Below are 25661 nucleotides of genomic sequence, written 5' to 3'. Positions count from 1 at the left end.
GTCGGATGCCCAGCCCCAGCCACGTCCCGGTGCTCCTCGACCGGGTCGTCGCTCTCGTCGCGCCGCCCCTGCAGCGCCCCGGCTCCGTCCTCGTCGACGCCACGCTCGGCCTCGGCGGCCACACCGAGGAAGTGCTGACCCGGTGCCCGGAGGCGCGCGTGATCGGCATCGACCGCGACGTCCACGCCCTCGAGCTCAGCCGGGACCGCCTCGCGCCGTTCGGCGAGCGGGTCACCTTCGTGCACGCGGTCTACGACGAGGTGGGCGACGTGCTCGACGAGCTCGGCCTGACCCACGTCGACGGCGTGCTCTTCGACCTCGGGGTCTCCTCGATGCAGCTCGACGTCCGCGAGCGGGGCTTCGCCTACGCCGAGGACGCGCCGCTCGACATGCGGATGAACGACACCACCGGCCCCACCGCGGCGCAGATCCTCAACGAGTACCCGGTGGAGGAGCTCGCCCGGATCCTCAAGTGGTACGGCGAGGAGAAGTTCGCCCGCCGGATCGCCGAGGCGGTCGTCCGGGAGCGCGCCAAGGAGCCGTTCACGCGCTCGGCGCGGCTGGTCGACCTGGTCCGCGACTCGATCCCGGCCCCGGCCCGCCGCACCGGTGGTCACCCGGCCAAGCGGACCTTCCAGGCGCTGCGCATCGAGGTCAACGACGAGCTGTCGGTGCTGCGCAGGGCGCTGCCGGCCGCCATCGAGGCGATCGGGGTCGGCGGCCGGGTCGTGGTGATGAGCTACCACTCCCTCGAGGACCGGATCACCAAGCACGCGTTCGCCGAGGCGACCCGCAGCGAGGTGCCGCCGGACCTGCCGTTCGTGCCCGAGGGCAGCGAGCCGGCGCTGCGTCTGGTCACCCGCGGCGCCGAGAAGGCGTCGCCTGCGGAGATCGAGCAGAACCCCCGCGCAGCCTCGGTCCGGCTGCGCGCGGTGGAGCGGGTCCGGGCCGCCGGAGCGGTCGCATGAACAGCCAGCAGACAGCACGACGAGGGGGAACGGCATGAGCGCGTTGATCAACCAGGCCCGGATGCGTGCACCGCGCATCGCCGAGGCAGCCGTCGACCGGGCCCGGCTCACCGTCGTACCCCGGCGCCGGACCCGGGCGCCCCGGGTGCCCTTCGTGATGCTGGTCTCGCTGCTGCTGGTGCTCGGCGTCGCCGGGCTGCTCACCTTCAACACCTCGATGCAGCAGGCGTCCTTCGCGGCCACCGCCCTGGAGACCCGGGCCGACGCGCTCGCCGCCCGCGAGCAGTCGCTGCGGATGGAGCTGGAGCAGCTGCGGGACCCGCAGCGGCTCGCGGTCCAGGCGCGGGACATGGGCATGGTGGCGCCGAGCAGCCCCACCTTCCTGCGGCTCTCCGACGGCAAGGTGCTGGGGCCGCTGGTCCCGGCCGGCCCGACCGACGGGGTCCGCGTCACCCCGCTGCCGGCGGTGCTGCCGGCGAACCTCCGCCCGCGCAAGGTGATCGTGCCCGCGCCGGCCCCGGCGCACACGGATCGCTCCGGGCGCCACGGCGCGGCAGACCCGGCGGCGGGGGACCGAACCGGTACAAAGAAGCAGCAGCAGGACCAGCAGACCGGACAGCAGGGGGAGTGAGCGTTGACGCAGGGCAGGCGACCACACCCCGGTGGTGAGCCCCGACCGCGACCGCCGCAGCGGACACCCCCGCGCCGGCCGCGGCGTCCGGTGCGATCGCGTCGCGGCGCCTCCGCGCTGCGGCTGAGGGTCGGCTTCCTGATCGTCGCGATGGTGATCTCGGTGTTCGCCGTGCGGCTGTTCCAGATCCAGGGCATCGACGCCCAGGCGTACGTCGCCCGGGCGGAGGCCGAGGGGGTCGTGACCGTCGAGCTGCCGGCCACCCGGGGCTCGATCACCGACCGCAACGGCGTACCCCTCGCGGAGAGCGTCGACGGGCTGATGCTGGTCGCCGACCCCACGATGACCAAGCCGCACGCCAGCGAGATCGCCACGATCATCGCCCGGCGGCTCTCGGTCGACTACTTCGAGGTGCTGTCGCGGCTGCGCAAGCCGGACACCCGCTTCCAGTACCTCGCCCGCCGGGTGCCCTCCACGCTGGCCAACGAGGTCCTCGACGAGATCAAGGCGCGCGGCTTCAGCGGCGTGGACACCCGCCGCGACCCGGTGCGCGACTACCCGGCCCGCGACGTCGGCGCCAACCTGGTCGGCTTCATGAACGACCTGGGCAAGGCCGCCGAGGGTGCGGAGCTGATGTTCGACCCGATGCTCTCCGGGGTGGACGGCTCGGCGACCTACGAGACCGGCGGCGGCAACCGGATCCCGCTCGGGGACAACGAGGTCGTCGCTCCCCGCAGCGGGCACGACCTCGCGCTGACCATCGACCGGGACGTGCAGTGGTACACCCAGCGGGTGCTGCGCACCACCGTCACCAACGCCGGTGGCGACTCCGGCTCGGCGATCGTGCTGGACACCCGCACCGGCGAGGCGCTCGCGGTGGCCGACTACCCGACCTTCGACCCCAACGACCCGAGCTCGGCGACCAAGGGCAACCTCAGCTCCCGGGCGATCCGTGACGCCTACGAGCCCGGCTCGGTCAACAAGGTGCTGACCATGGCGGCCCTGCTCGACCAGGGTCTGGTCACCCCGCAGACCAAGATCACGGTGCCGCCGGTGCTGCCCCGCTCGGACCGGGTGATCCACGACTACTTCGTGCACGACACGCTGCACCTCACGCTTACCGGCGTGATCGCCAAGTCGTCGAACATCGGCACCGTGCTGGCCGCCGACCAGATCAAGGACAAGACCTACTACCGCTACCTCAAGGCGTTCGGCCTCGGCTCGCGCACCGGGGTCGGCGTCGAGGGGGAGTCCGCCGGCGTGCTGCCCGACTTCCACGACTGGCTGCCGATCCAGAAGGACACGATCTCGTTCGGCCAGGGCGTCGCGGTCAGCGCGCTGCAGATGGCCGCCGCGGTGAACACCATCGCCAACGGCGGCGTCTACGTGCAGCCGAGCCTGGTCAAGGGCACCGCGACCACCTCGACCGGGGAGACGGTCGGCTCGGCCACCTCCACGACCCGACGGGTGATCAGCGAGAAGGCCGCCCGGCAGGTCACCGGGATGATGGAGGCGGTGACCGACCTCGACGAGGGCACCGCGCCCTCGGCGGCCATCCCGGGCTACCGCGTGGCCGGCAAGACCGGCACCGCGCAGCGGGTCGGTGCGAAGTGCGGCTGCTACGACGGCACCTTCACCGTCTCCTTCGCCGGCTTCGCCCCGGCCGACGACCCGCGGTTCCTGGTCTACGTCGTGGTGCAGAACCCCGCGGGCGGCGGTGGCGGCAGCGTCGGCGGGCCGGCGTTCAACAAGATCATGACCCACGTGCTCCAGAAGTACGCCGTGCCCCCGACCGGCTCGGTGGCACCCGCTCCACGTGTCGAGTGGTGAGCGCCGGTAGCCTCTCCGCCGTGCCCGAGCCGATCCCGACGCGTCCCCGCCACCCTGTCGCGACGCCGCTGCGGACCGTCTGCGGCTGGCTCGGGGAGGACCTCGCCGAGGTGGTGGCCGCGGACACCGAGACCAAGGTGCGCGGGCTCACGATCAGCTCCCAGCGGGTGCTGCCCGGCGACCTGTACGTCGCCCCGGCCGGGGCCCGCTCGCACGGCGCGCAGTACGCCGCCCAGGCCGTCGCTGCCGGAGCGGTGGCCGTGCTCACCGACCCGGACGGCGCCGAGCTGTGCCGCGGCCTGCCGGTCCCCGTGCTCGTGGTGCGGCAGCCGCGCGCCGTCGTCGGCGCCCTGGCCGCCAAGATCTACGGCGACCCGGCCCACCGGCTGCGCCTGGTCGCGGTGACCGGCACCCAGGGCAAGACCACCACCACCCGGCTCGCCGAGGGCGCGCTCACCGCCGCCGGCACCCGCACCGCGGTGATCGGCACCGTCGGCACCCGCATCAACGGGGTCGACGTCGCCTCCTCGCTCACCACGCCGGAGGCGCCGGACCTGCACGCGCTGTTCGCGGTGATGGTCGAGGAGCAGGTCCAGGCCTGCGCCATGGAGGTCTCCAGCCACGCGCTGGTGATGGGCCGGGTCGACGGCGTGGTCTTCGACGTCGCCTGCTTCACCAACCTCGGCCGGGACCACCTCGACTTCCACGCCGACGAGGAGGAGTACTACGCGGCCAAGGCCTCGCTGTTCACCCCGGCGCGGGCCCGGCTGGGGCTGGTGAACATCGACGACGAGCACGGCCGCCGGCTGGTCGCGGAGGCGCCGATCCCGGTGCGCACCTACTCGGTCACCGGCTCCGAGGCCGACTGGTGGGCCGAGGACGTCGACGTACGCCCCGAGGGGTCCACGTTCACCGTGCACACCCCCGGCGGGATGGCCTTCCCGGCCTCGGTGCCGCTGACCGGCGGCTACAACGTCTCCAACGCGCTGTGCGCGATCGCGGCGCTGGCCGAGGCCGGCTACGACCCGCGGCAGGTCGCCGCCGGGATGACCGCCTCCGGCGGCGTGCCGGGCCGGCTCGAGCGGGTCGACGCGGGTCAGGGGTTCCTGGCCGTCGTCGACTACGCGCACAAGCCCGACGCGGTCCAGGCCGCGCTGGCCGCGCTGCGGCCGCAGACCGCGGGCCGGCTGCTGGTGGTGCTCGGCGCCGGCGGCGAGCGCGACACCGGCAAGCGGCCGCTGATGGGGGAGACCGCGGCCCGGCTGGCCGACGTGCTGGTCGTGACCGACGACAACCCCCGCGGCGAGGAGCCGGCCGGCATCCGTGCCGCGGTGCTGGCCGGGGTCGCCCGGATCCCGGACGCCGAGCGCGCCGAGGTCCACGAGGTGGGCGACCGTCGCGAGGCGATCCGGCTCGCGGTCAGGATGGCCCGGGACGGGGACGTGCTGGTGGTGGCCGGCAAGGGCCACGAGACCGGCCAGGAGGTGCGCGGCACCGTGCGCCCCTTCGACGACCGTGCGGTGCTGCGCGAGGAGCTGGACGCCCGATGATCCCGATGACGCTGTCCGAGATCGCCGCCGTGGTCGGCGGCTCCGTGCACGACGACCAGGGGTCGGTGGTCACGGCGCCCGCGTTCATCGACAGCCGGGTCGCCGAGGAGGGCGGCCTGTTCGTGGCGGTGGAGGGTGAGCGGGTCGACGGCCACGCGTACGTCGACGAGGCGCTCGCCGCGGGGGCGGCGGCGGTGCTGGCCCGACGACCGGTTGGAGCCCCTGCCGTGGTCGTCGACGACGTGCTGACCGCGCTGGCCGACCTGGCCCGCCACGTGCTGACCCGGCTCCCCGAGGTCACCGTGGTGGCGCTGACCGGGTCGCAGGGCAAGACCAGCACCAAGGACCTCCTCGCCCAGGTGCTCGGCAAGCGCGGCGCCACCGTCGCCACCCTCGGCTCCTTCAACAACGAGCTCGGGCTGCCGCTGACCGTGCTCCGCGCCGACACCTCCACGCGCTACCTGGTGCTCGAGATGGGGGCGCGCGGCATCGGCCACCTCCGGGACCTCTGCGCCATCGCGCCGCCGCAGGTGTCGGTGGTCCTCAACGTGGGCAAGGCCCACCTCGGCGAGTTCGGCTCCCAGGAGGCGATCGCGCAGGCCAAGGGCGAGCTCGTCGAGGCGCTGCCGGCCGACGGGGTGGCGGTGCTGAACGCCGACGACCGGCTGGTCTCCGCGATGGCCGCCCGGACGGTGGCGCGGGTGTTCACCTTCGGCGAGTCCGAGGCCGCCGACGTGCGCGCCCTCGGCGTACGTCTCGACGACAGCGGCCGGGCCGAGCTCGACCTGGAGGTCGACGGGGAGCGTGAGCACGTCCGGCTGCAGCTGGTCGGCGAGCACCACGTCGGCAACGCCGCCGCCGCAGCGGCCGCCGCACTCTCCCTCGGGATGAGCCTGGACGAGGTCGCCGCGGCGCTCAGCGGTGCCGGCAACACCTCCCGCTGGCGGATGGAGGTGCACGAGCGCGCCGACGGCGTGACCGTGGTCAACGACGCCTACAACGCCAACCCGGACTCGATGCGCGCCGCGCTCAAGGCACTCGCCGCCCTCGGCCGGGGCCGGGGCGCCCGGACCATTGCGGTCCTCGGCGAGATGCGCGAGCTGGGCGATGCGGCGACCGAGGAGCACGACGCGGTCGGCCGGCTGGCCGTGCGGCTCGACATCAACCAGCTGGTGGTCGTCGGGGAGCCGGCCCGCGCGCTGCACCTGGGCGCCTGCCTGGAGGGCTCGTGGGGCGGGGAGTCGGTCTTCGTGCCCGACCACGAGGCGGCGCTGGCCTGGCTGCGCGAGCACCTGGCCCCCGGCGACGTGGTGCTGGTCAAGGCGTCCAGGGCCGCGGCCCTGGAGCGGGTGGCCGAGGCGCTGCTGGAGCCCGTCCCGGAGACAGGCACGGAGACGGACCCGGGGACAGGCGCAGAGGCAGACCGGGAGACGGGGCCGAACGAGGAGAACCGTCCATGAGAGCGATCCTGCTCGCCGGCGGGCTGTCGCTGCTGCTCACGCTGCTCGGCACCCGCGTCGCGATCCGGGTGCTGGTCACCAAGGGCTACGGCCAGCTGATCCGCGACGACGGCCCGACCACCCACCACACCAAGCGGGGCACGCCCACCATGGGCGGGCTGGTCATCATCATCTCGGTGGTGCTGGCCTACGCGCTGGCCAAGCTGCTCACCCAGGACCTGCCGTCCTGGTCCGGGCTGCTGCTGCTGTTCCTGCTGGTGGGCCTGGGCACGGTCGGCTTCCTCGACGACTACATCAAGATCGCCAAGCAGCGCAGCCTCGGCCTGCGCAGCAAGGCCAAGATGGCCGGGCAGACGCTCGTCGCGGTGCTCTTCGGCGCCCTCGCGCTGACCCGGCCCGACGAGCGCGGCAACACCCCGGCGTCGACGGCGATCTCGTTCACTCGCGACATGGAGCGTTGGACGCTGCCCGCGGTCCTGGTCGTGCTGCTGATCCTGGTCATGATCGCCGGCGCCAGCAACGCGGTGAACCTCACCGACGGCCTCGACGGGCTGGCCACCGGTGCCTCGACGATGGTCTTCGGCGCCTACACGCTGGTGAACATCTGGCAGAACAACCAGTCCTGCGTGCTCAGCCCGGGAACCAAGTGCTACGAGGTCCGCGACCCGCTCGACCTGGCGGTGATCGCCTCGGCGCTGACCGGGGCCTGCTTCGGGTTCCTGTGGTGGAACGCCTCCCCGGCCAAGATCTTCATGGGCGACACCGGGTCGCTCTCGCTGGGCGGGGCGCTGGCGGGCCTGGCGATCCTGACCCGCACCGAGTTCCTGCTCGCCATCCTCGGCGGCCTGTTCGTGATGATCACGATGTCGGTGATCCTGCAGGTCGGCTACTTCAAGCTCAGCGGCGGCAAGCGGATCTTCCGGATGGCGCCGCTGCAGCACCACTTCGAGCTCAAGGGCTGGGCCGAGATCACGATCGTGATCCGGTTCTGGATCATCACGGGGCTCTGCGTGGCCACCGGCCTCGGGGTGTTCTACGCCGAGTGGGTGGCCGGGGCATGAGCGCGTCCGGGCGAGCAGGAGGAGTGCGGTGAGCGCGCTCGAGCACCTCGGCCGCCACGACTCCTGGGAGGCCGTGCGCGCGGTCGTCGTCGGCGTCGGGGTCTCCGGCTTCGCGGCCGCCGACAACCTGCTGCACGTCGGCGCCCACGTGCGCGTGCTCGCCGAGTCCGCGACCCCCGCGCAGCTGGAGCAGGCGCACCTGCTCGAGGTGCTGGGGGCCGACGTCCGGATCGGCCCCGGGGCCACGTCCGCGGACGCCCTGCCCGACGACGTACAGCTGGTGGTGACCTCGCCCGGCGTGCCGCCCACCGCTCCGCTGCTCGCCGCCGCCTACGCGCGCGGCCTGCCGGTGTGGGGCGAGGTCGAGCTCGCGTGGCGGCTGCGCGACCCCGAGCACCCCGGCACCTGGCTGTGCGTCACCGGCACCAACGGCAAGACCACCACCGTGCAGATGCTCGCCGCCATCCTCGCGGCGGCCGGGGTCAGCCACGTCACCTGCGGCAACGTCGGGCTGCCGATCGTGGAGGCGGTGATGGACCCCACGCCCTACGACGTGTACGCCGTCGAGCTGTCCAGCTTCCAGCTGCACTACACGCACACGATGGCCGCCGGAGCCGCCGCCGTCCTCAACGTCGCCGAGGACCACCTCGACTGGTACACCGGCCCGCACGGGATGGCCGACTACGCCGCCGACAAGGGCCGCATCTACGAGCGGGTCAGCACCGCGTGCATCTACAACGTCGCGGACCCGGTGACCGAGCAGCTGGTCCGCGACGCCGACGTCGAGGAGGGCGCCCGCGCGATCGGCTTCACGCTCGGCACCCCCGGCGTCGGGATGGTCGGACTGGTCGAGGACGTCCTCGCCGACCGCGCCTTCATCGAGGACCGGGCGAGCACCGCCGCCGAGCTGTGCACGATCGCCGACCTCGCCTCGCCGGCTCCCCACTACGTCGCCAACGCGCTCGCCGCCGCGGCGCTGGCCCGTTCGTACGGCGTCCCGGCCGCCGCCGTGCGCGACGGCCTGAGCGCCTTCCGGCCCGACGGCCACCGGATCGCCGAGGTCGCCCTGGTCGACGGGGTGCGCTACGTCGACGACTCCAAGGCGACCAACCCGCATGCCGCGCGCTCGTCGCTGCAGGCCTACGACCCGGTGGTCTGGGTCGCCGGCGGGCTCGCCAAGGGCGCCGGCTTCGACGACCTGGTCACCGCGGTGCGGGACCGGCTGCGCGGCGTCGTCCTGCTGGGGCGCGACCGCGGTGTGATCGCCGACGCGTTGGCGCGACACGCACCCGATGTCCGGGTGATCGAGGTCGACGACGGGGACACTTCAGTCATGGACCGCGTCGTCGGTGCAGCGGCCGACCTGGCCCAGCCAGGGGACACCGTGCTGCTCGCCCCGGGATGCGCGTCCATGGACATGTTCGCGAACTACGGTGCTCGCGGGGATGCGTTCGCCGAGTCGGTCCACCGGCTCCGCGACCGCTGACTCCCCGGCGTGGCGGGAGGGCAGGCAGGCCGGCGTGACCACCACCGCAGGGGAGCCCCGGGCCCAGCTCGCGCGCGCCCGGTCGTTCTCGGGGTGGACCGCCTCGGTGCGCGAGGCGCTCGACCGGCCGCTGACCTCCTACTACCTGCTGCTCGGCGCGTCGACGCTGCTGCTCACCATCGGGCTGATGATGGTGCTGAGCGCCTCGAGCGTCTACGCCTACAAGAACTTCGACGGCGACAGCTACGCCGTGTTCAAGCGCCAGCTCACCTGGGTGCTGCTGGCGCTGCCGCTGGCCTTCGTGGTCTCGAGGCTGCCGCACCGGGTGATCCGGGCGTTCGCCTGGCCCGCGATCTTCCTGGCGCTGCTGGCCCTGGCGCTGACCCAGGTCCCGGGCTTCGGGGTCGAGGTTGGCGGCAACCAGAACTGGCTGGCGCTGGGGCCGTTGCGCGTGCAGCCCTCCGAGCTCGCCAAGCTGGCCGTGATCCTGTGGTGCGCCGACCTCTACGGCCGCAAGGAGAAGCTGCTCGGTGACTGGCGGCACGTGCTGATGCCGATGCTGCCGGTGACCGGCCTGGTGATCGGGCTGGTGCTCAAGCAGCACGACCTCGGCACCGCGCTGGTGCTCTTCGCGATCGTGCTCGGGATGCTCTGGGTGGTCGGTGCGCCGGCCCGCCTGTTCGTGCTCGGCATGACCACCGTGGGCGTGCTCGCCCTCTACCTGGCCACCACCAGCCACGAGCGGCTGGACCGGCTGACCAACTTCGCCGACCCGTTCAAGGACTACCAGGGTGCGGGCTGGCAGCCCGCCCACGGGCTGTTCGCGATGTCCAGCGGAGGCATCTTCGGCAAGGGCATCTCCGCCAGCCAGCAGAAGTGGGGCAACTTGCCCGCGGCCCACACCGACTTCATCTTCGCGGTGCTCGGCGAGGAGCTCGGGCTGGTCGGCACGCTGCTGGTCCTCGGCCTGTTCCTCACCATCGCGTACGCCGGCTTCCGGGTCGCGCTGCGCACCAAGGACCCGTTCGTGCGCTACATGTCGGCCGGCATCACCATCTGGCTCACCGTGCAGATGATGATCAACGTCGGGATGGTGCTCGCGCTGCTGCCGGTCATCGGGATCCCGATGCCGCTGGTCTCCTACGGCGGCTCCGCGCTGCTGCCCTCGCTGGTGGCGCTGGGCCTGCTGGTCTCCTTCGCCCGCTCGGAGCCCGGCGCCAAGGCCGCGCTGCGGGCGCGCCGGCGGCGCCGTACCCCCGCCGGGGTGACCGCCGGGAGCGGCCGGCCGCGAGGCACGCGATGATGGGGCACGCTCCCGCACTGACCGCTTCACCAGACCAGGACAGGTGTCATGAAGGTTCTCCTCGCCGGCGGCGGCACGGCCGGACACACGTCCCCGCTGCTGGCCACCGCTGACGCCCTGCGGCGGATCGACCCCGACCTCGAGGTGACCGCGCTCGGCACCCCGCGCGGGCTGGAGACCCGGGTCGTCCCCGAGGCCGGCTACCCCCTCGAGCTGGTGCCGCCGGTGCCGCTGCCGCGTCGGCCCAACGCCGACCTGCTGCGGCTGCCGGGCCGGCTCCGCGGCACCATCCGGGCCACCCTCGAGGTCCTCGACCGGGTGCGTCCCGACGTCGTCGTCGGCTTCGGCGGCTACGTCTCGGTGCCGGCGTACCTCGCCGCCCGCCGCCGGCGGCTGCCGCTTGTCGTCCACGAGGGCAACGCGCTTCCCGGCATCGCCAACAAGCTCGGCGCCCGGTTCACCACGCACGTCGCGACGAGCTTCCCCGAGACCGCGCTGCGGCACGCGACCTACGTCGGGCTGCCGATCCGCCGGATGATCTCGACGCTGGACCGCGCCGCCCTGCGGGCCGAGGCCCGGGCCACGTTCGGCCTCGACCCGGACCGGCCGACGCTGCTGGTCACCGGCGGCTCCCAGGGGGCCCGCCGGATCAACCAGTCGGTCACCGCCGCGGCCGGCGCGCTCGCCGAGGCCGGTGTCCAGGTGCTGCACGTCGTCGGACCGCAGGGCGAGGCGGCCGTGCAGCGGGTGGACGGCGCGCCGCCGTACGTCGTCGTCCCGTTCGTCGACCGGATGGACCTGGCGTATGCCGCCGCCGACCTCGTCCTCTGCCGCGCCGGCGCGAACACCGTCACCGAGGTCGCCGCGACCGGTCTGCCGGCGGTCTTCGTGCCGCTGCCGATCGGCAACGGCGAGCAGGACCTCAACGCGCGGCCCGTGGTCGACGCCGGCGGCGGGCTCCTGGTCCGGGACGACGCGCTCACCCCGGAGTGGGTGCGCGCCACCGTGCCGGAGCTGGCCAACGACGCCGGCCGGCTGGCCGCGATGTCCGCGGCGGCCGCCGGGCTGATCCCGCGGGACGCCGACGACAAGCTGGCCCGGATGATCCTGGCCGCGGCGCAGGAGGCACACCGATGATCGTCCCGGTCCCCGAGGAGCTGCTGCCGGCCGACCGCCTGGGCCGCGTCCACTTCGTCGGCATCGGCGGCGCCGGCCTGTCCGGCATCGCCCGGATCATGCTGGCCCGCGGCATCACCGTCAGCGGCAGCGACGCCAAGGACTCCCGGACCCTCGAGGCGCTGCGTGCCCTCGGCGCGCGGTGCCACGTCGGCCACGCCGCCGAACACGTGCACGACGTCGACACGCTGGTGGTCTCCACCGCGGTCCGCGAGGACAACCCCGAGGTGGTCGAGGCCCGCGCGCAGGGGCTGCGGCTGCTGCCGCGCTCCGCGGCGCTGGAGTCGGTCATGCGCGGCCGCCGGGTGGTCGCGGTGGCCGGCACCCACGGCAAGACCACGACCACGTCGCTGCTCACGGTGGCGCTCCAGCACTGCGGCGCGGACCCGTCGTTCGCGATCGGCGGCGAGCTCAACGAGTCCGGCTCGAACGCCCACGAGGGCAGCGGCGACCTGTTCGTGGCCGAGGCCGACGAGAGCGACGGCGCGTTCCTGGTCTACTCACCGGCCGCCGCGCTGGTGACCAACGTCGAGGCCGACCACCTCGACAACTACGGCACCGAGGAGGCCTACCACGCGGCCTTCACCCGGTTCCTGGACCGGATCGACCCGGCCGGCTTCCTGGTGGTCTGCGTCGACGACGCGGGCGCCGCCGACCTCGCCGAGCAGTCACGGGCCCGCGGCCTGACCACGGTCGGGGTGGGGGAGTCAGCTGCCGCCGACCTGCGCGCCGAGGGGCTGACCTTCGCCGGCTCCACCTCGACGTTCACGGCCGTCGACCGGGGCCGCCGGCTGGGCCAGGTCACCCTGCGCATCCCGGGGCGCCACTACGTCCTGGACGCCCTCGCCGCGCTCGCCGCGGGGCTGCGGCTCGGCTTCGCCTTCGACGACCTGCGCCGCGGCCTCGAGGCGTTCACCGGCACCCGGCGCCGGATGGAGCTCAAGGGCGAGGCGGCCGGTGTGCGCGTCTACGACAGCTACGCCCACCACCCCAACGAGATCGCCGGTGACCTGCAGGCGGCCCGGTCGCTGGCCGGGGAGGGCCGGGTCGTGGTCGGCTTCCAGCCGCACCTGGTCTCCCGCACCAAGATCTTCGGCGCCGCGATGGGACAGGCGCTCGGCGCCGCGGACGAGGTCGTCGTCATGGACGTCTACGTCGCCCGCGAGGACCCGGAGCCGGGCGTCAACGGCGCGATGGTCGCCGGCCACGTGCCGCTGTCGCCCGAGCGGGTGCACTTCGAGCCGTCCTGGTCGGCGGTGCCTGCGGCGCTGGCCGGCCGGGCCCGGCCCGGCGACCTAGTGCTGACCCTGGGCGCCGGCGACGTGACCCTGGTGGGGCCCGAGGTGCTGCAGCTGCTGCAGGAGCGGGCCGACGACACGGGGGAGGGCCATGCGCAGCAGGACTGAGACCCCTTCCCCCGCACCCGGCGCCGCGGATCCCGACGCGCGCAGCCTGCAGCAGGCCCGGCGCCGCTTCGCCCGCCGGCAGTGGGCCCGAAGGTGGCTGGCCTGGCGGGTCGTGGTGGCGGTGCTGGCGGTCCTGGTGCTGGTCGGCGGCGCGACCTGGTTGGTGTTCTTCTCCGCGACGCTCTCCGTGTCCGGGGTGCAGGTGGAGGGCACGGCGGTCCTCGACTCGCGCGAGGTGCAGCGGGTCGCCGCCGTACCCACCGGCTCCCCGCTGGCCACCGTCGACCTGGCCGCGGTCGCGGACCGCGTCGAGGAGCTCGCCCCGGTGAGCTCGGTCGACGTGTCCCGGGCCTGGCCGGACCAGGTCCGGATCGACGTGACCGAGCGTCAGGCGGTGGCGGTGGTGGAGCGCGACGGCGTCCTGCACGGCGTGGACGAGGAGGGCGTGCTGTTCCGGCGCTACCCGTCACGCCCACCGAGCCTGCCGCTGGTGCGCAGCGGCCCCGACACCCCGCCCGCCGCGGTGGCCGAGGCCGCCACGGTGGTCGACGCGCTGCCCGGGCCGCTCGCCGCGCGCGTCGACTTCGTCTCGGTGCGCACCGTCGACACGATCTCGCTGCAGCTGCGCGACGGCACCACCGTCGTCTGGGGCTCCGCGGAGGACTCCGCGGACAAGGCGCGGGTGCTCGAGGTGCTGCTGAAGCAGAAGGCGTCGCAGTACGACGTCAGCGTGCCCGGCCAGCCGGTCATCCGACCCTGACCCGTAGCCGGGGGAGACCCCGGTCGCCGCACGGACCTCCGGCGCCGGATCTCCGCCGCCCGGCTCGGCACGATCGCGCCGGCACATCGATCTGGCAGGAATCTGCAATTGCGCGGCGCGCGGCGGCGTGTCTGCGGGATCGGACCGTGGGCACCGCCTAACTTCGTCATCAAGCACGAGGTTGACATAACTATAACCCTCTACTTCAGGGTTAGAGTTCATGGCTTCCCCGGGCACTTCCCCACCGACAGACATCCGTCCGCCCGACCAGCCGCAACCCGGCCCGGGCACCCGAGCAGCGAGAGGCACCTGCCGTGGCAGCACCGCAGAACTACCTGGCCGTGATCAAGGTCGTAGGTATCGGTGGAGGTGGAGTCAACGCCGTCAACCGGATGATCGAGGTCGGCCTCAAGGGCGTCGAGTTCATCGCGATCAACACCGATGCCCAGGCGCTCCTGATGAGCGACGCCGACGTCAAGCTCGACATCGGGCGTGAGCTGACCCGGGGCCTCGGCGCCGGCGCGAACCCCGACGTCGGCGGCAAGGCCGCCGAGGACCACGCGGAGGAGATCGAAGAGGTCATCCGCGGGGCCGACATGGTCTTCGTGACCGCCGGCGAGGGTGGTGGCACCGGCACCGGTGGTGCGCCCGTCGTCGCCCGGATCGCGCGCTCCCTGGGGGCGCTGACGATCGGTGTGGTCACCCGGCCGTTCTCGTTCGAGGGTCGTCGCCGCGCCAACCAGGCCGAGGAGGGGATCGCCGGGCTCCGCGAGGAGGTCGACACCCTCATCGTGATCCCGAACGACCGCCTGCTCTCCATCAGTGACCGCAACGTCTCGATCCTCGACGCGTTCAAGCAGGCCGACCAGGTGCTGCTGCAGGGCGTCTCGGGCATCACCGACCTGATCACGACCCCCGGCCTGATCAACCTCGACTTCGCCGACGTGAAGTCCGTGATGGCCAACGCCGGCTCGGCGCTGATGGGCATCGGCTCGGCCCGCGGCGAGGACCGCGCGGTGGCCGCGGCCGAGATGGCGGTGTCCAGCCCCCTGCTGGAGGCCTCCATCGACGGTGCGCACGGCGTGCTGCTCTCGATCGCCGGCGGCTCGGACCTCGGCCTGTTCGAGATCAACGAGGCCGCGGCGCTCGTCTCCCAGGCCGCGCACGCCGAGGCCAACATCATCTTCGGTGCGGTCATCGACGACGCCCTCGGAGACGAGGTCCGGGTGACGGTCATCGCCGCCGGGTTCGACGGCGGCATGCCGAAGCGCCGAGACAACGGCACGGTGCTGCGCCGCGAGCCCGCCCCGCAGACGCAGGGCGACCAGCGGACCCCGCAGCCGACCTTCCGGGCCTCGGAGCCGAGCGGCGCCAGCGCCGTGGCCCCGGGCCAGGGTCGGCCGCAGCCGAGCCGGACCCAGCAGCCCCAGCAGCAGCCCGCCCCCGCGGGCCAGCCCGGCTACGCCGCCCCGGCCCCGCAGCGACAGGCTCCTGAGCCTGCCCAGGGGCAGCCGGTGCAGCAGCAGCCGCAGCAGCCGCAGCAGCAGGGCCAGCCGCCGCGCCAGCCGCGCCAGCTGCAGTTCGAGGACGACCTCGACGTCCCGGACTTCTTGAAGTAAGGACGCCTTGTTCGCCTATCGCGCGACGCGCGGCCCGGTCGAGGTCGCGTTCACGGACCGCCACGGAGGTGTCAGTGGCGGTCCGTACGCGTCGCTCAACCTCGCTGCCCGCGACGACGACCAGCCCGGCACCGTCGCGGAGAACATCGACCGCGTCGCCCGGGCGCTCACCGCTCCGGTGGTGGCCGGCATGCGCCAGGTCCACGGCGCCGAGGTGGCGGTCGTCGACGCGGGGAGCGCCGTCGCGTCCGGGCCGGCCGCGCCGCAGGCGGACGCGCTGGTCACCGGCGAGCCCGGCGTCGCGCTGATGGTCCGGGTGGCCGACTGCGTGCCGGTGCTGCTCGCCGACACCGAGCGCGGTCTGGTCGCCGCGGTGCACTCGGGCCGACCGGGCCTGGTCGCCGGGGTCGTCCCGGCTGCCGTCGCCGCGCTGCGTGAGCTCGGCGCCGGCCAGGTGGTCGCCTGGGTCGGCCCGCACGTGTGCGGGTCCTGCTACGAAGTGCCCGAGGACATGCGCGCGCACGTGGCCGGGCTGGTGCCGGAGACGTTCGCGCGCACCTCGTGGGGGACCCCGTCGCTCGACCTCGGCGCCGGGGTGGTCGCGCAGCTGCGCGATGCCGGCGTCAGCGACTTGACCCGGACCGGGCGGTGCACCCGCGAGGACGAGGACCTGTTCTCCTACCGACGTCAGGGCCCCGCCTCGGGGCGGCTCGCCGGCTTCGTGTGGGTGCGGCCATGAGCGAGGACCGGCGCGCCGAGCTCGAGGGCCGGCTCGGCACCGTCCGCGACCGGATCGCGACCGCCTGCGCGGAGGCCGGCCGTGCTCCCGGCGAGGTGACGCTGACCGTGGTCACCAAGTTCTTCCCGGCCTCGGACGTGCGGCTGCTCGCGGCCCTCGGCGTCACCGACGTGGGGGAGAACCGGCACCAGGAGGCGGAGGCGAAGGCGGCCGAGTGTGCGGACCTGGGGCTGCGGTGGCACTTCGTCGGCAGCCTGCAGAGCAACAAGGCGGCGGCGGTCGCGGCGTACGCCGACGTGGTCGAGTCCGTGGACCGCGCCAAGCTGCTGCCCGGGCTGTCCCGGGGCGCGCACCAGCGGGGACGTGTGCTGGACTGTCTGGTGCAGGTCAACCTGGATCCCGACGAGGGGGCCGGGTCGGCGCGCGGGGGAGCGGCCCCGCGTGAGGTGGGTGCGCTGGCCGAGCGGCTGGCCGCGACCGAAGGGTTGCGGTTGCGAGGAGTGATGGCAGTGGCGCCGCCGGGGGCAGACCCCCGGCCGGCGTTCGAGAGGCTTGCCGAGTCGGCCGAGGTGGTGCGTCGGGTGGATCCCGCCGCCACCTGGGTCTCGGCGGGAATGAGCGGCGACCTCGAGGTCGCCGTCAGGACAGGTGCGACACACGTGCGGATTGGCTCTGCGGTCCTCGGGCCGCGGCCGCCGCTCGGGTAGTGTCAGGCACGGAGCAGCACCCCGGAAGAGGGGTGCCGATGCACCGGAAGGGCAAGATTCATGGGCAGCGCGATGCGCAAGATGGGTGTCTATCTCGGCCTGCTCGAGGACACCGAGCGCTACGACGACGAGTACTACGACGAGTACGACGACGCGCCGCGACGTGATGAGCGGGCCGAGCGCGACCCGGCCCGTCCGGCGCCGGTCGCGAGCATCGCCGAACGGCGCCGTCCCCAGCCAGCGCCGGTCGCCCCGGTGGCGGCGGTGGGCACGGTCGCCGAGCTCTCCCGGATCACGACGCTGCACCCGAGCACCTACAACGAGGCGCGCACGATCGGCGAGAACTTCCGCGAGGGGGTTCCGGTGATCATGAACCTCTCCGAGATGGACGACGCGGACGCCAAGCGGCTCGTCGACTTCTCGGCGGGCCTCGTGTTCGCGGTGCGTGGCACCATCGAGCGGGTCACCAACAAGGTGTTCCTGCTCTCGCCGCCGAACGTCACCGTGGCGGCCGAGGACAAGCAGCGCATCGCCGAGGGCGGGTTCTTCAACCAGAGCTGACCGGCCCGGCACGCCACGCCTGATTCCCGGGTGTCGGCTGGCTAGACTCCGACAGCGTGACCGTCGTCGGCTCGATCCTCCTGTTGGTGCTGCAGGTATTCCTGTGGCTTCTGCTCATCCGCTTGGTGTTCGACTGGGTGCAGGTCTTCGCGCGCTCGTGGGCGCCGCGGGGTCCGCTGCTGGTGGTCCTGGAGGTCGTCTACTCCGTCACCGACCCGCCGATCGTGTTCGTCCGGCGGTTCGTGCCGCCGCTGCGGCTCGGCAGCGTCGCGATCGACACCAGCTTCCTGATCGTGCTGATCCTCGTCTACGTGCTGCAGAGCGTGGTCAGCAACCTGTTCTTCTGACGTGCGGCCGCTCCGGGCCGGTCGGCTCACCCCGAGTTGCGGGTGTGACGCGAGAGGACCGGCACCGGTAGGCTGCGCTGGCAGCACGCCCCCGAACCCCCCGCGTCTCGTGACGTGGATCCGGAGTACGGTGGGCCGAGATGCGACGGCGACGTCGCGTACCACGACGACTACGAACAAAGGGTGAGTCATGCCGCTGACGCCTGAGGACGTGAGCAACAAGCGCTTTACTCCGGTGCGCCTCCGTGAGGGTTACGACATGGGGGAGGTCGACCAGTTCCTCGACGAGGTCGAGGCCGAGCTCGCCCGGCTGACGCGGGAGAACGACGACCTGCGCAGCAAGCTGTCCGCCGCCCAGCAGGGCGGGGCCGCCCCCGCGGCCGCGCCGGCCAAGCCCGCGGAGAAGGCGCCGGAGCCGGAGCCCGAGCCGGTCAAGGCGGCTCCCGCACCGGTGGCCGCCGCTGCTCCGGCACCGGCCGCGGCTCCGGTGGAGACGATCAAGGTCAAGACCGTCGGCGAGGCCTCCAGCGCCGCGGCCCGGCTGCTCGAGATCGCCACGAACAACGCCGACCAGCTCGTCGACGAGGCCAAGGACCAGGCCGACAAGATCATCGGCGAGGCCCGCACCAAGGCCGAGCGGCTCGAGTCGGAGTCCAAGACCAAGGCCGAGCGCATGGAGTCCGACGCCCGGACCCGCTCGCAGATGCTCGACTCCGAGACCGCCGAGCGCCGTCAGCAGCTCTTCGGCGACCTGGAGAAGGAGAAGGACAAGCTCAACAGCGAGGTGGAGAACCTCCGCTCGTTCGAGCGCGAGTACCGCAGCCGCCTGAAGAGCTACTTCCAGCAGCAGCTCGCGGCGCTCGACGGCAGCGCCGAAGGCGGCGTGGGCAACAACGAGCACTCTCCGAAGCGGCTCAAGTCGCTGCTCGGCGACGACGCCGACCAGAACGGCTGACCGACAACACCTGCTCGTGACGAGGCCGGCACCCCACGGGGGTGCCGGCCTCGTCGCGTTCGCGGGCGCGGCCGCCGGGGTCAGGCGCGGGCCACCGTGAAGGCGAGCCCGAGCTCCTCGTCGCGTACGACGGCCGCCGTGTCCGGGCCGAGCGCGTCGGCGTCCGGCGCCTCCCGCATCCGGACCGCCAGCACCTCGTCGGACACCAGGCTGGTGTGCTCGCGCAGCGCCGCCGCGGTCTCGCCGCCGGCGGCCCACTCGAGCACGATCCGGTCGCTGACGTCGAAGCCGCTGTTCTTGCGGGCCTCCTGCACGAGCCGGACCACCTCCCGCGCCAGGCCGGCACGGAGCAGCTCGGGGGTCAGCTCGAGGTCCAGGGCGACGGTCTCGCCCTGCTCGTTGACCACCGACCACCCCTCCCGTGGCCGCTCGGAGACGATCACCTCCTCGGGGAGCACCTCGACCGACTCGCCGGCGACGTCGACCCGGGCCCGGCCCTCCTCGTCGAGGGACCGGGCCAGCGCGGCGGCGTCGGCCGCGGCGATCGCCGCGGCGACCTGCGGGGTGCGCTGGGCGAAGCGCTTGCCCAGCGCGCGGAAGTTGCCCTTCGCGGTGTAGTCCACGAGCCCCTGGCCGGCGGCCGACAGCGGCTGCAGCTCCCCGACGTTCAGCTCCTCGGCGACCTCGGCGCGCAGCTCCTCGTGCAGCCGCGCCCACGCGCCGGAGGCGACCAGCGCACGCCGCAACGGCTGCCGGGTGCGCACCTTGGCGTCGGCGCGGGCGGCCCGACCGAGCTCGACCAGCCGGCGGGCCAGCGCCACGGCGGCGGACAGCTCCTCGTCGACCGCCTCCTGGTCCAGCGCCGGCCAGGAGGACAGGTGCACCGACTCCGGGGCGGCCGCGTCCACCGGGCGTACGACGTCCTGCCAGACCCGCTCGGTGATGAACGGGGTGAGCGGCGCCATCAGCTGCGTCACCGTCACCAGCGTGGTGTGCAAGGTGGCCAGGGCGGCGGGGTCGCCGGCCCAGAAGCGGCGACGGGACCTGCGGACGTACCAGTTCGACAGGTCGTCGACGAACTGGGCCAGCAGGCCGCCGGCCCGCTGGGTGTCGAAGCTCTCCAGCGACGCGGTGACCTCCCGCACCAGCCGGGCCGTCTCGGCGTGCAGCCAGCGGTCCAGCACCGGCCGGTCCGCCACCGGGGGAGCGTCGGCACCCTCCGGCGACCAGCCGGCGGAGCGGGCGTAGAGCACCTGGAAGGACACCGTGTTCCAGTAGGTCAGCAGCACCTTGCGCACGGTCTCCTGGATCGAGGCGTGCCCGACCCGGCGGGCCGCCCACGGCGAGCCGGAGGCCGCCATGAACCAGCGGACCGCGTCGGCGCCGTGCTGCTCCATCAGCGGGATCGGCTCGAGGATGTTGCCCAGGTGCTTGGACATCTTGCGGCCGTCCTCGGCCAGGATGTGCCCCAGGCACAGCACGTTCTTGTACGACGACTCGTCGAAGACGATCGTGCCGATGGCCATCAGCGTGTAGAACCAGCCGCGGGTCTGGTCGATCGCCTCGCAGATGAAGTCGGCCGGGTAGGACTCCTCGAAGCGGCGCACCGAGTCTGGCTGGTGCGGGTAGCCCCACTGGGCGAACGGCATCGAGCCGCTGTCGAACCAGGCGTCGATCACCTCGGGTACGCGCCGCGCCTCGGCGGAGCACTCCGGGCAGGTCAGCACCACGTCGTCGACGAAGGGCCGGTGCGGGTCGAGGCCGGACTGGTCGGTGCCGCTCAGCTCGGAGAGCTCGGCCAGCGACCCCACGCAGGTCTGGTGCCCCTCGGCGCACCGCCAGATCGGCAGCGGTGTGCCCCAGTAGCGGCTGCGCGAGAGCGCCCAGTCGATGTTGTTGTGCAACCAGTCGCCGTACCGGCCCCACTTGATCGTGTCGGGGTACCAGCTGGTCTTCTCGTTCTCCCGCAGCAGCGCGTCCTTGACCGCGGTGGTCCGGACGTACCAGGACGGCTGGGCGTAGTAGAGCAGCGCGGTGTGGCAGCGCCAGCAGTGCGGGTAGGAGTGCTCGTAGGCGACGTGCTGGAACAGCAGCCCGCGCTCCTGCAGGTCGGCGACCAGCGCGGTGTCGGCGTGCTTGAAGAACTGGCCGCCGACCAGGGGCACGTCGTCGCCGAAGTGCCCGTCCGGCCGGACCGGGTTCACCACCGGCAGCCCGTAGGCGCGGGCCACCAGCATGTCGTCCTCGCCGAAGGCGGGGGACTGGTGCACGAGGCCGGTGCCGTCCTCGGTGGTCACGTAGTCGGCGAGCACCACGAAGTGGGCGTCGCTGCCCTCGGGGAAGTCGACGAGGGCGAACGGCCGCTCGTAGGTCCAGCGCTCCAGCTCCGTGCCGGGCAGCGTGGCCTCGACGCTCCAGCCCTCGCCGAGCACGCGCTCGAGGAGCGGCTCGGCGACCACGAGCGACTCGCCGTCGCGGGTGGCCACCACGTAGTCGACGCCGGGGTTCACCGCGACCGCGGTGTTGGACACCAGCGTCCACGGGGTGGTCGTCCACACCAGCAGGGCGGCCCGGCCGGCGTACGGCCCCGAGGTCAGCGGGAACCGGACGTAGACCGACGGATCGGTGACGGTCTCGTAGCCCTGCGCCAGCTCGTGGTCGGAGAGGCCGGTGCCGCAGCGCGGGCAGTACGGCGCCACCCGGTAGTCCTCGACGAGCAGCCCCTTGTCGTGGATCTGCTTCAACGCCCACCACACGGACTCGACGTACTCGGGGCGCATCGTGACGTAGGGGTCCTCGGTGTCGACCCAGAAGCCCATCCGCTCCGACATCTCCTCGAAGGCGTCGACGTGGCGCAGCACGGACTCGCGGCACCGGGCGTTGAACTCGGCCACCCCGTAGGCCTCGATGTCGCCCTTGCCGGAGAAGCCGAGCTCCTTCTCCACCGCGAGCTCCACCGGCAGCCCGTGGCAGTCCCAGCCGGCCTTCCGGTCGACGTGGTAGCCCTGCATGGTCTTGAACCGGGGGAAGACGTCCTTGAAGACGCGAGCCTCGACGTGGTGGGTGCCGGGCATGCCGTTCGCGGTCGGCGGCCCCTCGTAGAAGGTCCAGCGCGGCCGGCTGCCGGCGCGGTCCAGGGACTTGTCGAAGGTCTTGTCGTCGGCCCAGAACGCGAGCACGTCGTGCTCGAGCGCCGGCAGGTCGACCTGCGGGGGAACCGGGGTGTACTCGCTCACTGCTCGTCCTCCACCTGCTGCGCGGCCGGGGTCTCCGGCGGCGTCGTGCTCGGTGAAGGGACGAGACGCGGCCACTGGTCGGCCGGTCCCGCGGTACCACCCTCCTTGACGTGCACCCCGTCCTGCGGGGCGCGCGCCCTCTCGTGAAGGCCACCGCAGCCGGTTCTACCCGCTCCCACCTGCTGTCGGGAGCGCTCTTCCGGCGGCTCGGGGGTGATCTTCGCTCCGGACAACACCTCTGGGCTCTCACCGTCCCCAGATCGCTTCCGGCTGTGCTCGGAGCTACTCGTCCCGTCGACGCCTTGCGGTCCTCCCAGTGTGCCAGACGCGGTGCATCGGACTCCTCCCGGTTTCACCGGGTGCTACCTGAAGATTGTCGAAACACCGGGCGAGTTCGGTTGTCCGGGCCTGAGGGCGGGTCTATCCTCGCGGCACGCGTGTGGCTGGACGGCCGCACGTGTGCGTGTATCCACACGGATGCCGGAGGGCTTCAAAGGGGGCCAGGGCCATGGTGCGAGCGACGGCACGGAAGATAGCCGGGAAGACGGCGGCGGCGGCCAAACGCGTGGCGACCGGCGCGGCGCGCAAGGGAGCCGCCACCACGAGCGCGGCCTCCGGTGGCCGGGCGCCTGCCAAGAAGGCCTCCGCGGCCACGAAGACCGCGGCGGCGAAGAAGGCTCCCGCCACGAAGACCGCCGCGGCGAAGAAGGCTTCCGGACCGGCCAAGAAGGCGACGGGGACCGCCACGAAGGCTGCCGGGAAGTCGTCGTCGACCCGGGCCACCGCCACGAAGTCCGCCCGGGTGCCGTCCCCGCGCACGGCGAGCAAGAAGTCGGCGGTGCCGTCCCCGCGGGCCGCCACCACCAAGGTCGCCGCGACCAAGGCTCCTGCCAAGGCCCCCGCGAAGGCCCCCGCGAAGGCCCCGGTCAAGCAGGCGGCGTCCAAGAAGACCGCCACGAAGACCACCCGCAGCACCAGCACCACCCGTACCACTCCCACCAGGACGAGGGCCGCAGCGGCCGCTCCCGCAACGAAGGCGGCACCCGTGACCAAGCCAGCCCCGGCGACGAAGGCCGCCTCCTCCAAGAAGCTCGCCGTCAAGACCGACGAGAAGCCCTGGACCAAGACCGAGGTCGACGAGGTGCGCAACGAGCTGCACGCCGACCGCGACCGCCTCCGCTCCGAGCTCAACATGGCCGAGCACGACCTGCACGACCTGATGCGGGACGCGGGCGACGGCGCCGGCAACGACCAGGCCGACGTGGGGTCCACGACCTTCGAGCGCGACCACGAGATGAGCCTGGCCAACAACGCCCGGGAGATGCTGGCCCAGACCGAGCGGGCGCTCGGCCGCATCGAGGACGGCAGCTACGGCGTCTGCGAGCAGTGCGGGGAGCCCATCGGCAAGATGCGGTTGATGGCATTCCCGCGTGCGACACTGTGCCTGTCATGCAAGCAGCGCGAGGAACGTCGCTGAGTCACAGCGACCCCACCGTCCCACCGTCCCGTCGCCCTTCCCGGGCGCGCTACCTGCTGCTCTTCGCAGGGGTGGCCGCCTTCGGGTACGCCGCCGACCTCGTCACCAAGCAGCTGGCCCTGGACCGCCTCGACGTCGGCGCCTACGTGCCGGTCGTGGGTGACTGGTTCGGGCTGCTGCTGACCTCGAACAGCGGCGCCGCCTTCAGCCTGGGCACCTCCTACACGCTGGTGCTGACCTGCGTGGCGATCGTCGCGGCCGTGGTCACGGTCACGATCGCGGTACGCCGGCTCGCCAGCACCGGCTGGGCACTGGCGCTGGGGTTCCTGCTGGCCGGCGTCCTGGGCAACCTGACCGACCGGGTGTTTCGGGAGCCGGAGGCCTTCCGCGGGCACGTCATCGACTTCCTGCGCTTCCCGCACTTTCCGATCTTCAACGTGGCCGACATCTGGATCAACGTCGCGGCCGGGCTGATCATCCTCCAGGCGGTCCGCGGCATCCGCGTCGACGGGCTGCGGGAGGCCCGGTCGCCCCGCGGGGTCCGCCCCGGCGAGGAGCCGGACCGGGCGGACGGCGCCGGCGACCACGAACCGCCGGCCGGCTCGTGATGGCCGGCAACGGGGCCGTGGACCGCCGCAGCGTGAACGTGCCCGACGGCCTGGCCGGGGAGCGGCTCGACGCCGCGCTGGCGCGGATGTTCGGCTTCTCCCGCTCCCGCGCGGCCGAGCTGATCAGCGCCGGCCACGTGATCGTGGACGGGCACGCCACCGCCAAGTCCGACCGGGTGCACGCCGGGGCGCAGCTCGACGTGGAGATCCCGTCGCTGGTCGACCCGATCGCGATCGTCCCGGAGATGGTCGAGGGCATCAAGATCGTCCACGACGACGACGCGCTGGTCGTGATCGACAAGCCGGTCGGGGTCGCGGTGCACCCGAGCCCCGGCTGGACCGGTCCCACCGTGGTCGGTCACCTGGTCGCGGCCGGCTTCCGGATCGCCACCAGCGGTGCCTCCGAGCGGCAGGGGATCGTCCAGCGGCTCGACGTCGGCACCTCCGGGGTGATGGTGATCGCCAAGTCCGAGCACGCCTACTCGGTGCTGAAGAACGCCTTCCGGCACCGCACCGTGGACAAGACCTACCACGCGCTGGTGCAGGGCCACCCGGATCCGCTGAAGGGCACCATCGACGCACCGATCGGCCGGCACCCCCGCCACGACTACAAGTTCGCGGTGATGGCCGACGGCAAGCACAGCGTCACGCACTACGAGGTGATCGAGGCGCACCGGTTCGCCAGCCTGCTCGAGGTGCACCTCGAGACCGGCCGGACCCACCAGATCCGGGTGCACATGTCGGCGTTGAAGCATCCCTGCCTCGGCGACCTGACCTACGGCGCCGACCCGGTGTTGGCCGCCCGGTTCGGCCTCGAGCGGCAGTGGCTGCACGCCGTCGGGCTCGGCTTCGAGCACCCGGAGTCCGGTGAGTACGTCGAGTACCACTCCGGCTACCCCGACGACCTCCAGCGCGCGCTCGACGTGATCCGCGATGCCCACTGACCCCACCGGACCGGTCGGCGCCGACCCGCTGGAGGACCTGGTGCTGCGGCCCGCCACGGTGAGCGACGCGGACGAGCTGGCGGCTCTGTTCCTCGCGTCCCGGGAGGCGGCGTTCCCGGCGATGCCGCGCCCGGTGCACCCCCCGGACGAGGTGCGCGCCTGGTTCGGGGAGGTGCTGGGCGAGCGGCCCCGCACGCTGCCGATGCCGGCCGAGCGGGAGACCTGGGTCGCCGAACGGCGGGACGGGCCGGGCCCGGGGCGCCTGGTGGGCTACGCGGTGGTGGACCCGGACTGGCTGGACTCGCTCTACGTCCACCCGGGGCTGGTCGGGCAGGGCCTCGGCGGGCTGCTCCTCGACCTGGTCAAGTCGCTGCGACCCGGCGGGTTCGGCCTCTGGGTCTTCGAGACCAACCGCCCGGCCCAGGCGTTCTACCGGCGGCACGGGCTGCACGTCGTACGCCGCACCGACGGCTCCGAGAACGAGGAGCGCGCTCCCGACCTGGAGATGGCCTGGTTCGGCACCGACCCGGTCGGCACCGTACGGCGGCGCATCGACGAGGTGGACGACCGCCTGGCCGCGCTCCTCGACGAGCGGGCCGCCCTGACCGCGGCCGCCCAGCGGCTCAAGCCGGTCTCCGGCCACGCCGGGCGCGACCGGCGGCGCGAGGCGGAGATCGTCGCCCGGATGTCCCGGGTGGCCGAGCGGCTCGGGCCCGACCGGCTGGCCCGGATCATGGACGCGGTGATCACCGAGAGCCTGGACGCGGCCGACTGACCCCGACCGCCGGAACTGTCGGTGGGTCCTGCCACGATCGGTCCTGAGGTCGCGTAGTCTGG

General features: G+C 73.1%; 23 protein-coding genes. 21 read left to right on the top strand and 2 right to left on the bottom strand.

The window, feature by feature from the left end:
• Window positions 1–5 precede the first annotated feature (5 nt).
• The 17 genes from rsmH to H9L09_RS00835 all read left to right on the top strand — a co-directional run bounded on the left by rsmH (window position 6) and on the right by H9L09_RS00835 (window position 18559).
• Complete coding sequence (rsmH, locus tag H9L09_RS00915) at window positions 6–968, top strand: 16S rRNA (cytosine(1402)-N(4))-methyltransferase RsmH (RefSeq protein ID WP_187578939.1); 963 nt, start codon at window positions 6–8, stop codon at window positions 966–968.
• A gap of 34 nt (window positions 969–1002) precedes the next feature.
• Window positions 1003–1599, top strand: coding sequence for a cell division protein FtsL (gene ftsL, locus H9L09_RS00910; protein WP_187578938.1), 597 nt, complete (start codon window positions 1003–1005; stop codon window positions 1597–1599).
• 90 nt (window positions 1600–1689) lie between these two features.
• On the top strand, window positions 1690–3429 hold the full coding sequence (locus tag H9L09_RS00905; protein ID WP_246456182.1) for a peptidoglycan D,D-transpeptidase FtsI family protein: 1740 nt from the start codon (window positions 1690–1692) through the stop codon (window positions 3427–3429).
• A gap of 20 nt (window positions 3430–3449) precedes the next feature.
• Window positions 3450–4979, top strand: coding sequence for a UDP-N-acetylmuramoyl-L-alanyl-D-glutamate--2,6-diaminopimelate ligase (locus H9L09_RS00900; RefSeq protein WP_187578937.1), 1530 nt, complete (start codon window positions 3450–3452; stop codon window positions 4977–4979).
• Window positions 4976–6439, top strand: coding sequence for a UDP-N-acetylmuramoyl-tripeptide--D-alanyl-D-alanine ligase (locus H9L09_RS00895; protein WP_187578936.1), 1464 nt, complete (start codon window positions 4976–4978; stop codon window positions 6437–6439). The genes H9L09_RS00900 and H9L09_RS00895 overlap by 4 nt, the downstream gene beginning before the upstream one ends.
• The gene (mraY, locus tag H9L09_RS00890; protein ID WP_187578935.1) at window positions 6436–7500 is read left to right on the top strand and encodes a phospho-N-acetylmuramoyl-pentapeptide-transferase; all 1065 of its coding nucleotides are present in this window, start codon (window positions 6436–6438) and stop codon (window positions 7498–7500) included. Before H9L09_RS00895 ends, mraY begins: the two co-directional genes overlap by 4 nt.
• Window positions 7501–7528: 28 nt before the next feature.
• A complete protein-coding gene (gene murD / locus H9L09_RS00885) occupies window positions 7529–8986 on the top strand; it encodes a UDP-N-acetylmuramoyl-L-alanine--D-glutamate ligase (protein WP_187578934.1) in 1458 nt (485 codons plus the stop codon).
• A gap of 34 nt (window positions 8987–9020) precedes the next feature.
• Window positions 9021–10289 (top strand): putative lipid II flippase FtsW, encoded by a 1269-nt coding sequence (ftsW, locus tag H9L09_RS00880; protein ID WP_246456181.1) that lies wholly within the window; start codon window positions 9021–9023, stop codon window positions 10287–10289.
• Window positions 10290–10337: 48 nt separating this feature from the next.
• A complete protein-coding gene (murG, locus tag H9L09_RS00875; protein WP_187578932.1) occupies window positions 10338–11426 on the top strand; it encodes an undecaprenyldiphospho-muramoylpentapeptide beta-N-acetylglucosaminyltransferase in 1089 nt (362 codons plus the stop codon).
• A complete protein-coding gene (gene murC / locus H9L09_RS00870; RefSeq protein WP_187578931.1) occupies window positions 11423–12871 on the top strand; it encodes a UDP-N-acetylmuramate--L-alanine ligase in 1449 nt (482 codons plus the stop codon). Before murG ends, murC begins: the two co-directional genes overlap by 4 nt.
• A complete protein-coding gene (locus tag H9L09_RS00865) occupies window positions 12855–13631 on the top strand; it encodes a cell division protein FtsQ/DivIB (protein WP_187578930.1) in 777 nt (258 codons plus the stop codon). Before murC ends, H9L09_RS00865 begins: the two co-directional genes overlap by 17 nt.
• 314 nt (window positions 13632–13945) lie before the next feature.
• A complete protein-coding gene (gene ftsZ, locus H9L09_RS00860) occupies window positions 13946–15250 on the top strand; it encodes a cell division protein FtsZ (RefSeq protein ID WP_187578929.1) in 1305 nt (434 codons plus the stop codon).
• Window positions 15251–15257: 7 nt separating this feature from the next.
• Window positions 15258–15989, top strand: a complete 732-nt coding sequence (gene pgeF / locus H9L09_RS00855; protein ID WP_187578928.1) for a peptidoglycan editing factor PgeF — start codon at window positions 15258–15260, stop codon at window positions 15987–15989.
• Window positions 15986–16696, top strand: coding sequence for a YggS family pyridoxal phosphate-dependent enzyme (locus tag H9L09_RS00850; RefSeq protein WP_187578927.1), 711 nt, complete (start codon window positions 15986–15988; stop codon window positions 16694–16696). The genes pgeF and H9L09_RS00850 overlap by 4 nt, the downstream gene beginning before the upstream one ends.
• 60 nt (window positions 16697–16756) lie before the next feature.
• A complete protein-coding gene (locus H9L09_RS00845) occupies window positions 16757–17257 on the top strand; it encodes a cell division protein SepF (RefSeq protein ID WP_187578926.1) in 501 nt (166 codons plus the stop codon).
• Between the two features lie 56 nt (window positions 17258–17313).
• Window positions 17314–17604: a YggT family protein gene (locus H9L09_RS00840; protein ID WP_187578925.1), complete on the top strand. Its 291-nt coding sequence runs from the start codon at window positions 17314–17316 to the stop codon at window positions 17602–17604.
• A 190-nt stretch (window positions 17605–17794) separates the two neighbouring features.
• Complete coding sequence (locus H9L09_RS00835) at window positions 17795–18559, top strand: DivIVA domain-containing protein (RefSeq protein ID WP_187578924.1); 765 nt, start codon at window positions 17795–17797, stop codon at window positions 18557–18559.
• An 80-nt stretch (window positions 18560–18639) separates the two neighbouring features.
• On the opposite strand, the gene ileS is transcribed toward H9L09_RS00835, so the two are convergent.
• Both ileS and H9L09_RS21485 read right to left on the bottom strand, forming a co-directional pair.
• The gene (gene ileS, locus H9L09_RS00830; protein ID WP_187578923.1) at window positions 18640–21795 is read right to left on the bottom strand and encodes an isoleucine--tRNA ligase; all 3156 of its coding nucleotides are present in this window, start codon (window positions 21793–21795) and stop codon (window positions 18640–18642) included.
• 420 nt (window positions 21796–22215) lie between these two features.
• Entirely contained in the window at window positions 22216–22794 is a 579-nt protein-coding gene (locus tag H9L09_RS21485; RefSeq protein ID WP_223164166.1) for a hypothetical protein, read from the bottom strand.
• A 46-nt stretch (window positions 22795–22840) separates the two neighbouring features.
• On the opposite strand from H9L09_RS21485, the gene H9L09_RS21480 reads away from it, so the two are divergent.
• The 4 genes from H9L09_RS21480 to H9L09_RS21805 are packed head-to-tail and all read left to right on the top strand — an operon-like array spanning window position 22841 to window position 25599.
• Window positions 22841–23272, top strand: a complete 432-nt coding sequence (locus tag H9L09_RS21480) for a TraR/DksA family transcriptional regulator (RefSeq protein ID WP_223164165.1) — start codon at window positions 22841–22843, stop codon at window positions 23270–23272.
• A complete protein-coding gene (locus H9L09_RS00820) occupies window positions 23245–23880 on the top strand; it encodes a signal peptidase II (RefSeq protein ID WP_187578921.1) in 636 nt (211 codons plus the stop codon). The genes H9L09_RS21480 and H9L09_RS00820 overlap by 28 nt, the downstream gene beginning before the upstream one ends.
• Window positions 23880–24824 carry an RluA family pseudouridine synthase gene (locus tag H9L09_RS00815; RefSeq protein WP_187578920.1) on the top strand — a complete coding sequence of 315 codons (945 nt, stop codon included), beginning with the start codon at window positions 23880–23882 and terminating at the stop codon, window positions 24822–24824. Before H9L09_RS00820 ends, H9L09_RS00815 begins: the two co-directional genes overlap by 1 nt.
• Window positions 24814–25599 carry a GNAT family N-acetyltransferase gene (locus H9L09_RS21805; protein ID WP_187578919.1) on the top strand — a complete coding sequence of 262 codons (786 nt, stop codon included), beginning with the start codon at window positions 24814–24816 and terminating at the stop codon, window positions 25597–25599. Before H9L09_RS00815 ends, H9L09_RS21805 begins: the two co-directional genes overlap by 11 nt.
• Window positions 25600–25661: the final 62 nt, after the last annotated feature.

Origin of the sequence: Nocardioides mesophilus (assembly GCF_014395785.1) — a bacterium.
In the GTDB taxonomy this organism is placed as follows: Bacteria; Actinomycetota; Actinomycetes; order Propionibacteriales; family Nocardioidaceae; genus Nocardioides_B; species Nocardioides_B mesophilus.
The sequence above is the reverse complement of the archived record's forward strand: the minus strand, read 5'-3'. Positions and strand labels throughout refer to the sequence as shown.

Coding starts and splice junctions, on each gene's coding strand:
- rsmH (WP_187578939.1), top strand. CDS start 6: ATGCCCAGCCCCAGCCACGTCCCGGTGCTCCTCGACCGGGTCGTCGCT.
- ftsL (WP_187578938.1), top strand. CDS start 1,003: ATGAGCGCGTTGATCAACCAGGCCCGGATGCGTGCACCGCGCATCGCC.
- H9L09_RS00895 (WP_187578936.1), top strand. CDS start 4,976: ATGATCCCGATGACGCTGTCCGAGATCGCCGCCGTGGTCGGCGGCTCC.
- mraY (WP_187578935.1), top strand. CDS start 6,436: ATGAGAGCGATCCTGCTCGCCGGCGGGCTGTCGCTGCTGCTCACGCTG.
- murG (WP_187578932.1), top strand. CDS start 10,338: ATGAAGGTTCTCCTCGCCGGCGGCGGCACGGCCGGACACACGTCCCCG.
- murC (WP_187578931.1), top strand. CDS start 11,423: ATGATCGTCCCGGTCCCCGAGGAGCTGCTGCCGGCCGACCGCCTGGGC.
- H9L09_RS00865 (WP_187578930.1), top strand. CDS start 12,855: ATGCGCAGCAGGACTGAGACCCCTTCCCCCGCACCCGGCGCCGCGGAT.
- H9L09_RS00850 (WP_187578927.1), top strand. CDS start 15,986: ATGAGCGAGGACCGGCGCGCCGAGCTCGAGGGCCGGCTCGGCACCGTC.
- H9L09_RS00845 (WP_187578926.1), top strand. CDS start 16,757: ATGGGCAGCGCGATGCGCAAGATGGGTGTCTATCTCGGCCTGCTCGAG.
- H9L09_RS00835 (WP_187578924.1), top strand. CDS start 17,795: ATGCCGCTGACGCCTGAGGACGTGAGCAACAAGCGCTTTACTCCGGTG.
- H9L09_RS00820 (WP_187578921.1), top strand. CDS start 23,245: ATGCAAGCAGCGCGAGGAACGTCGCTGAGTCACAGCGACCCCACCGTC.
- H9L09_RS00815 (WP_187578920.1), top strand. CDS start 23,880: ATGGCCGGCAACGGGGCCGTGGACCGCCGCAGCGTGAACGTGCCCGAC.
- H9L09_RS21805 (WP_187578919.1), top strand. CDS start 24,814: ATGCCCACTGACCCCACCGGACCGGTCGGCGCCGACCCGCTGGAGGAC.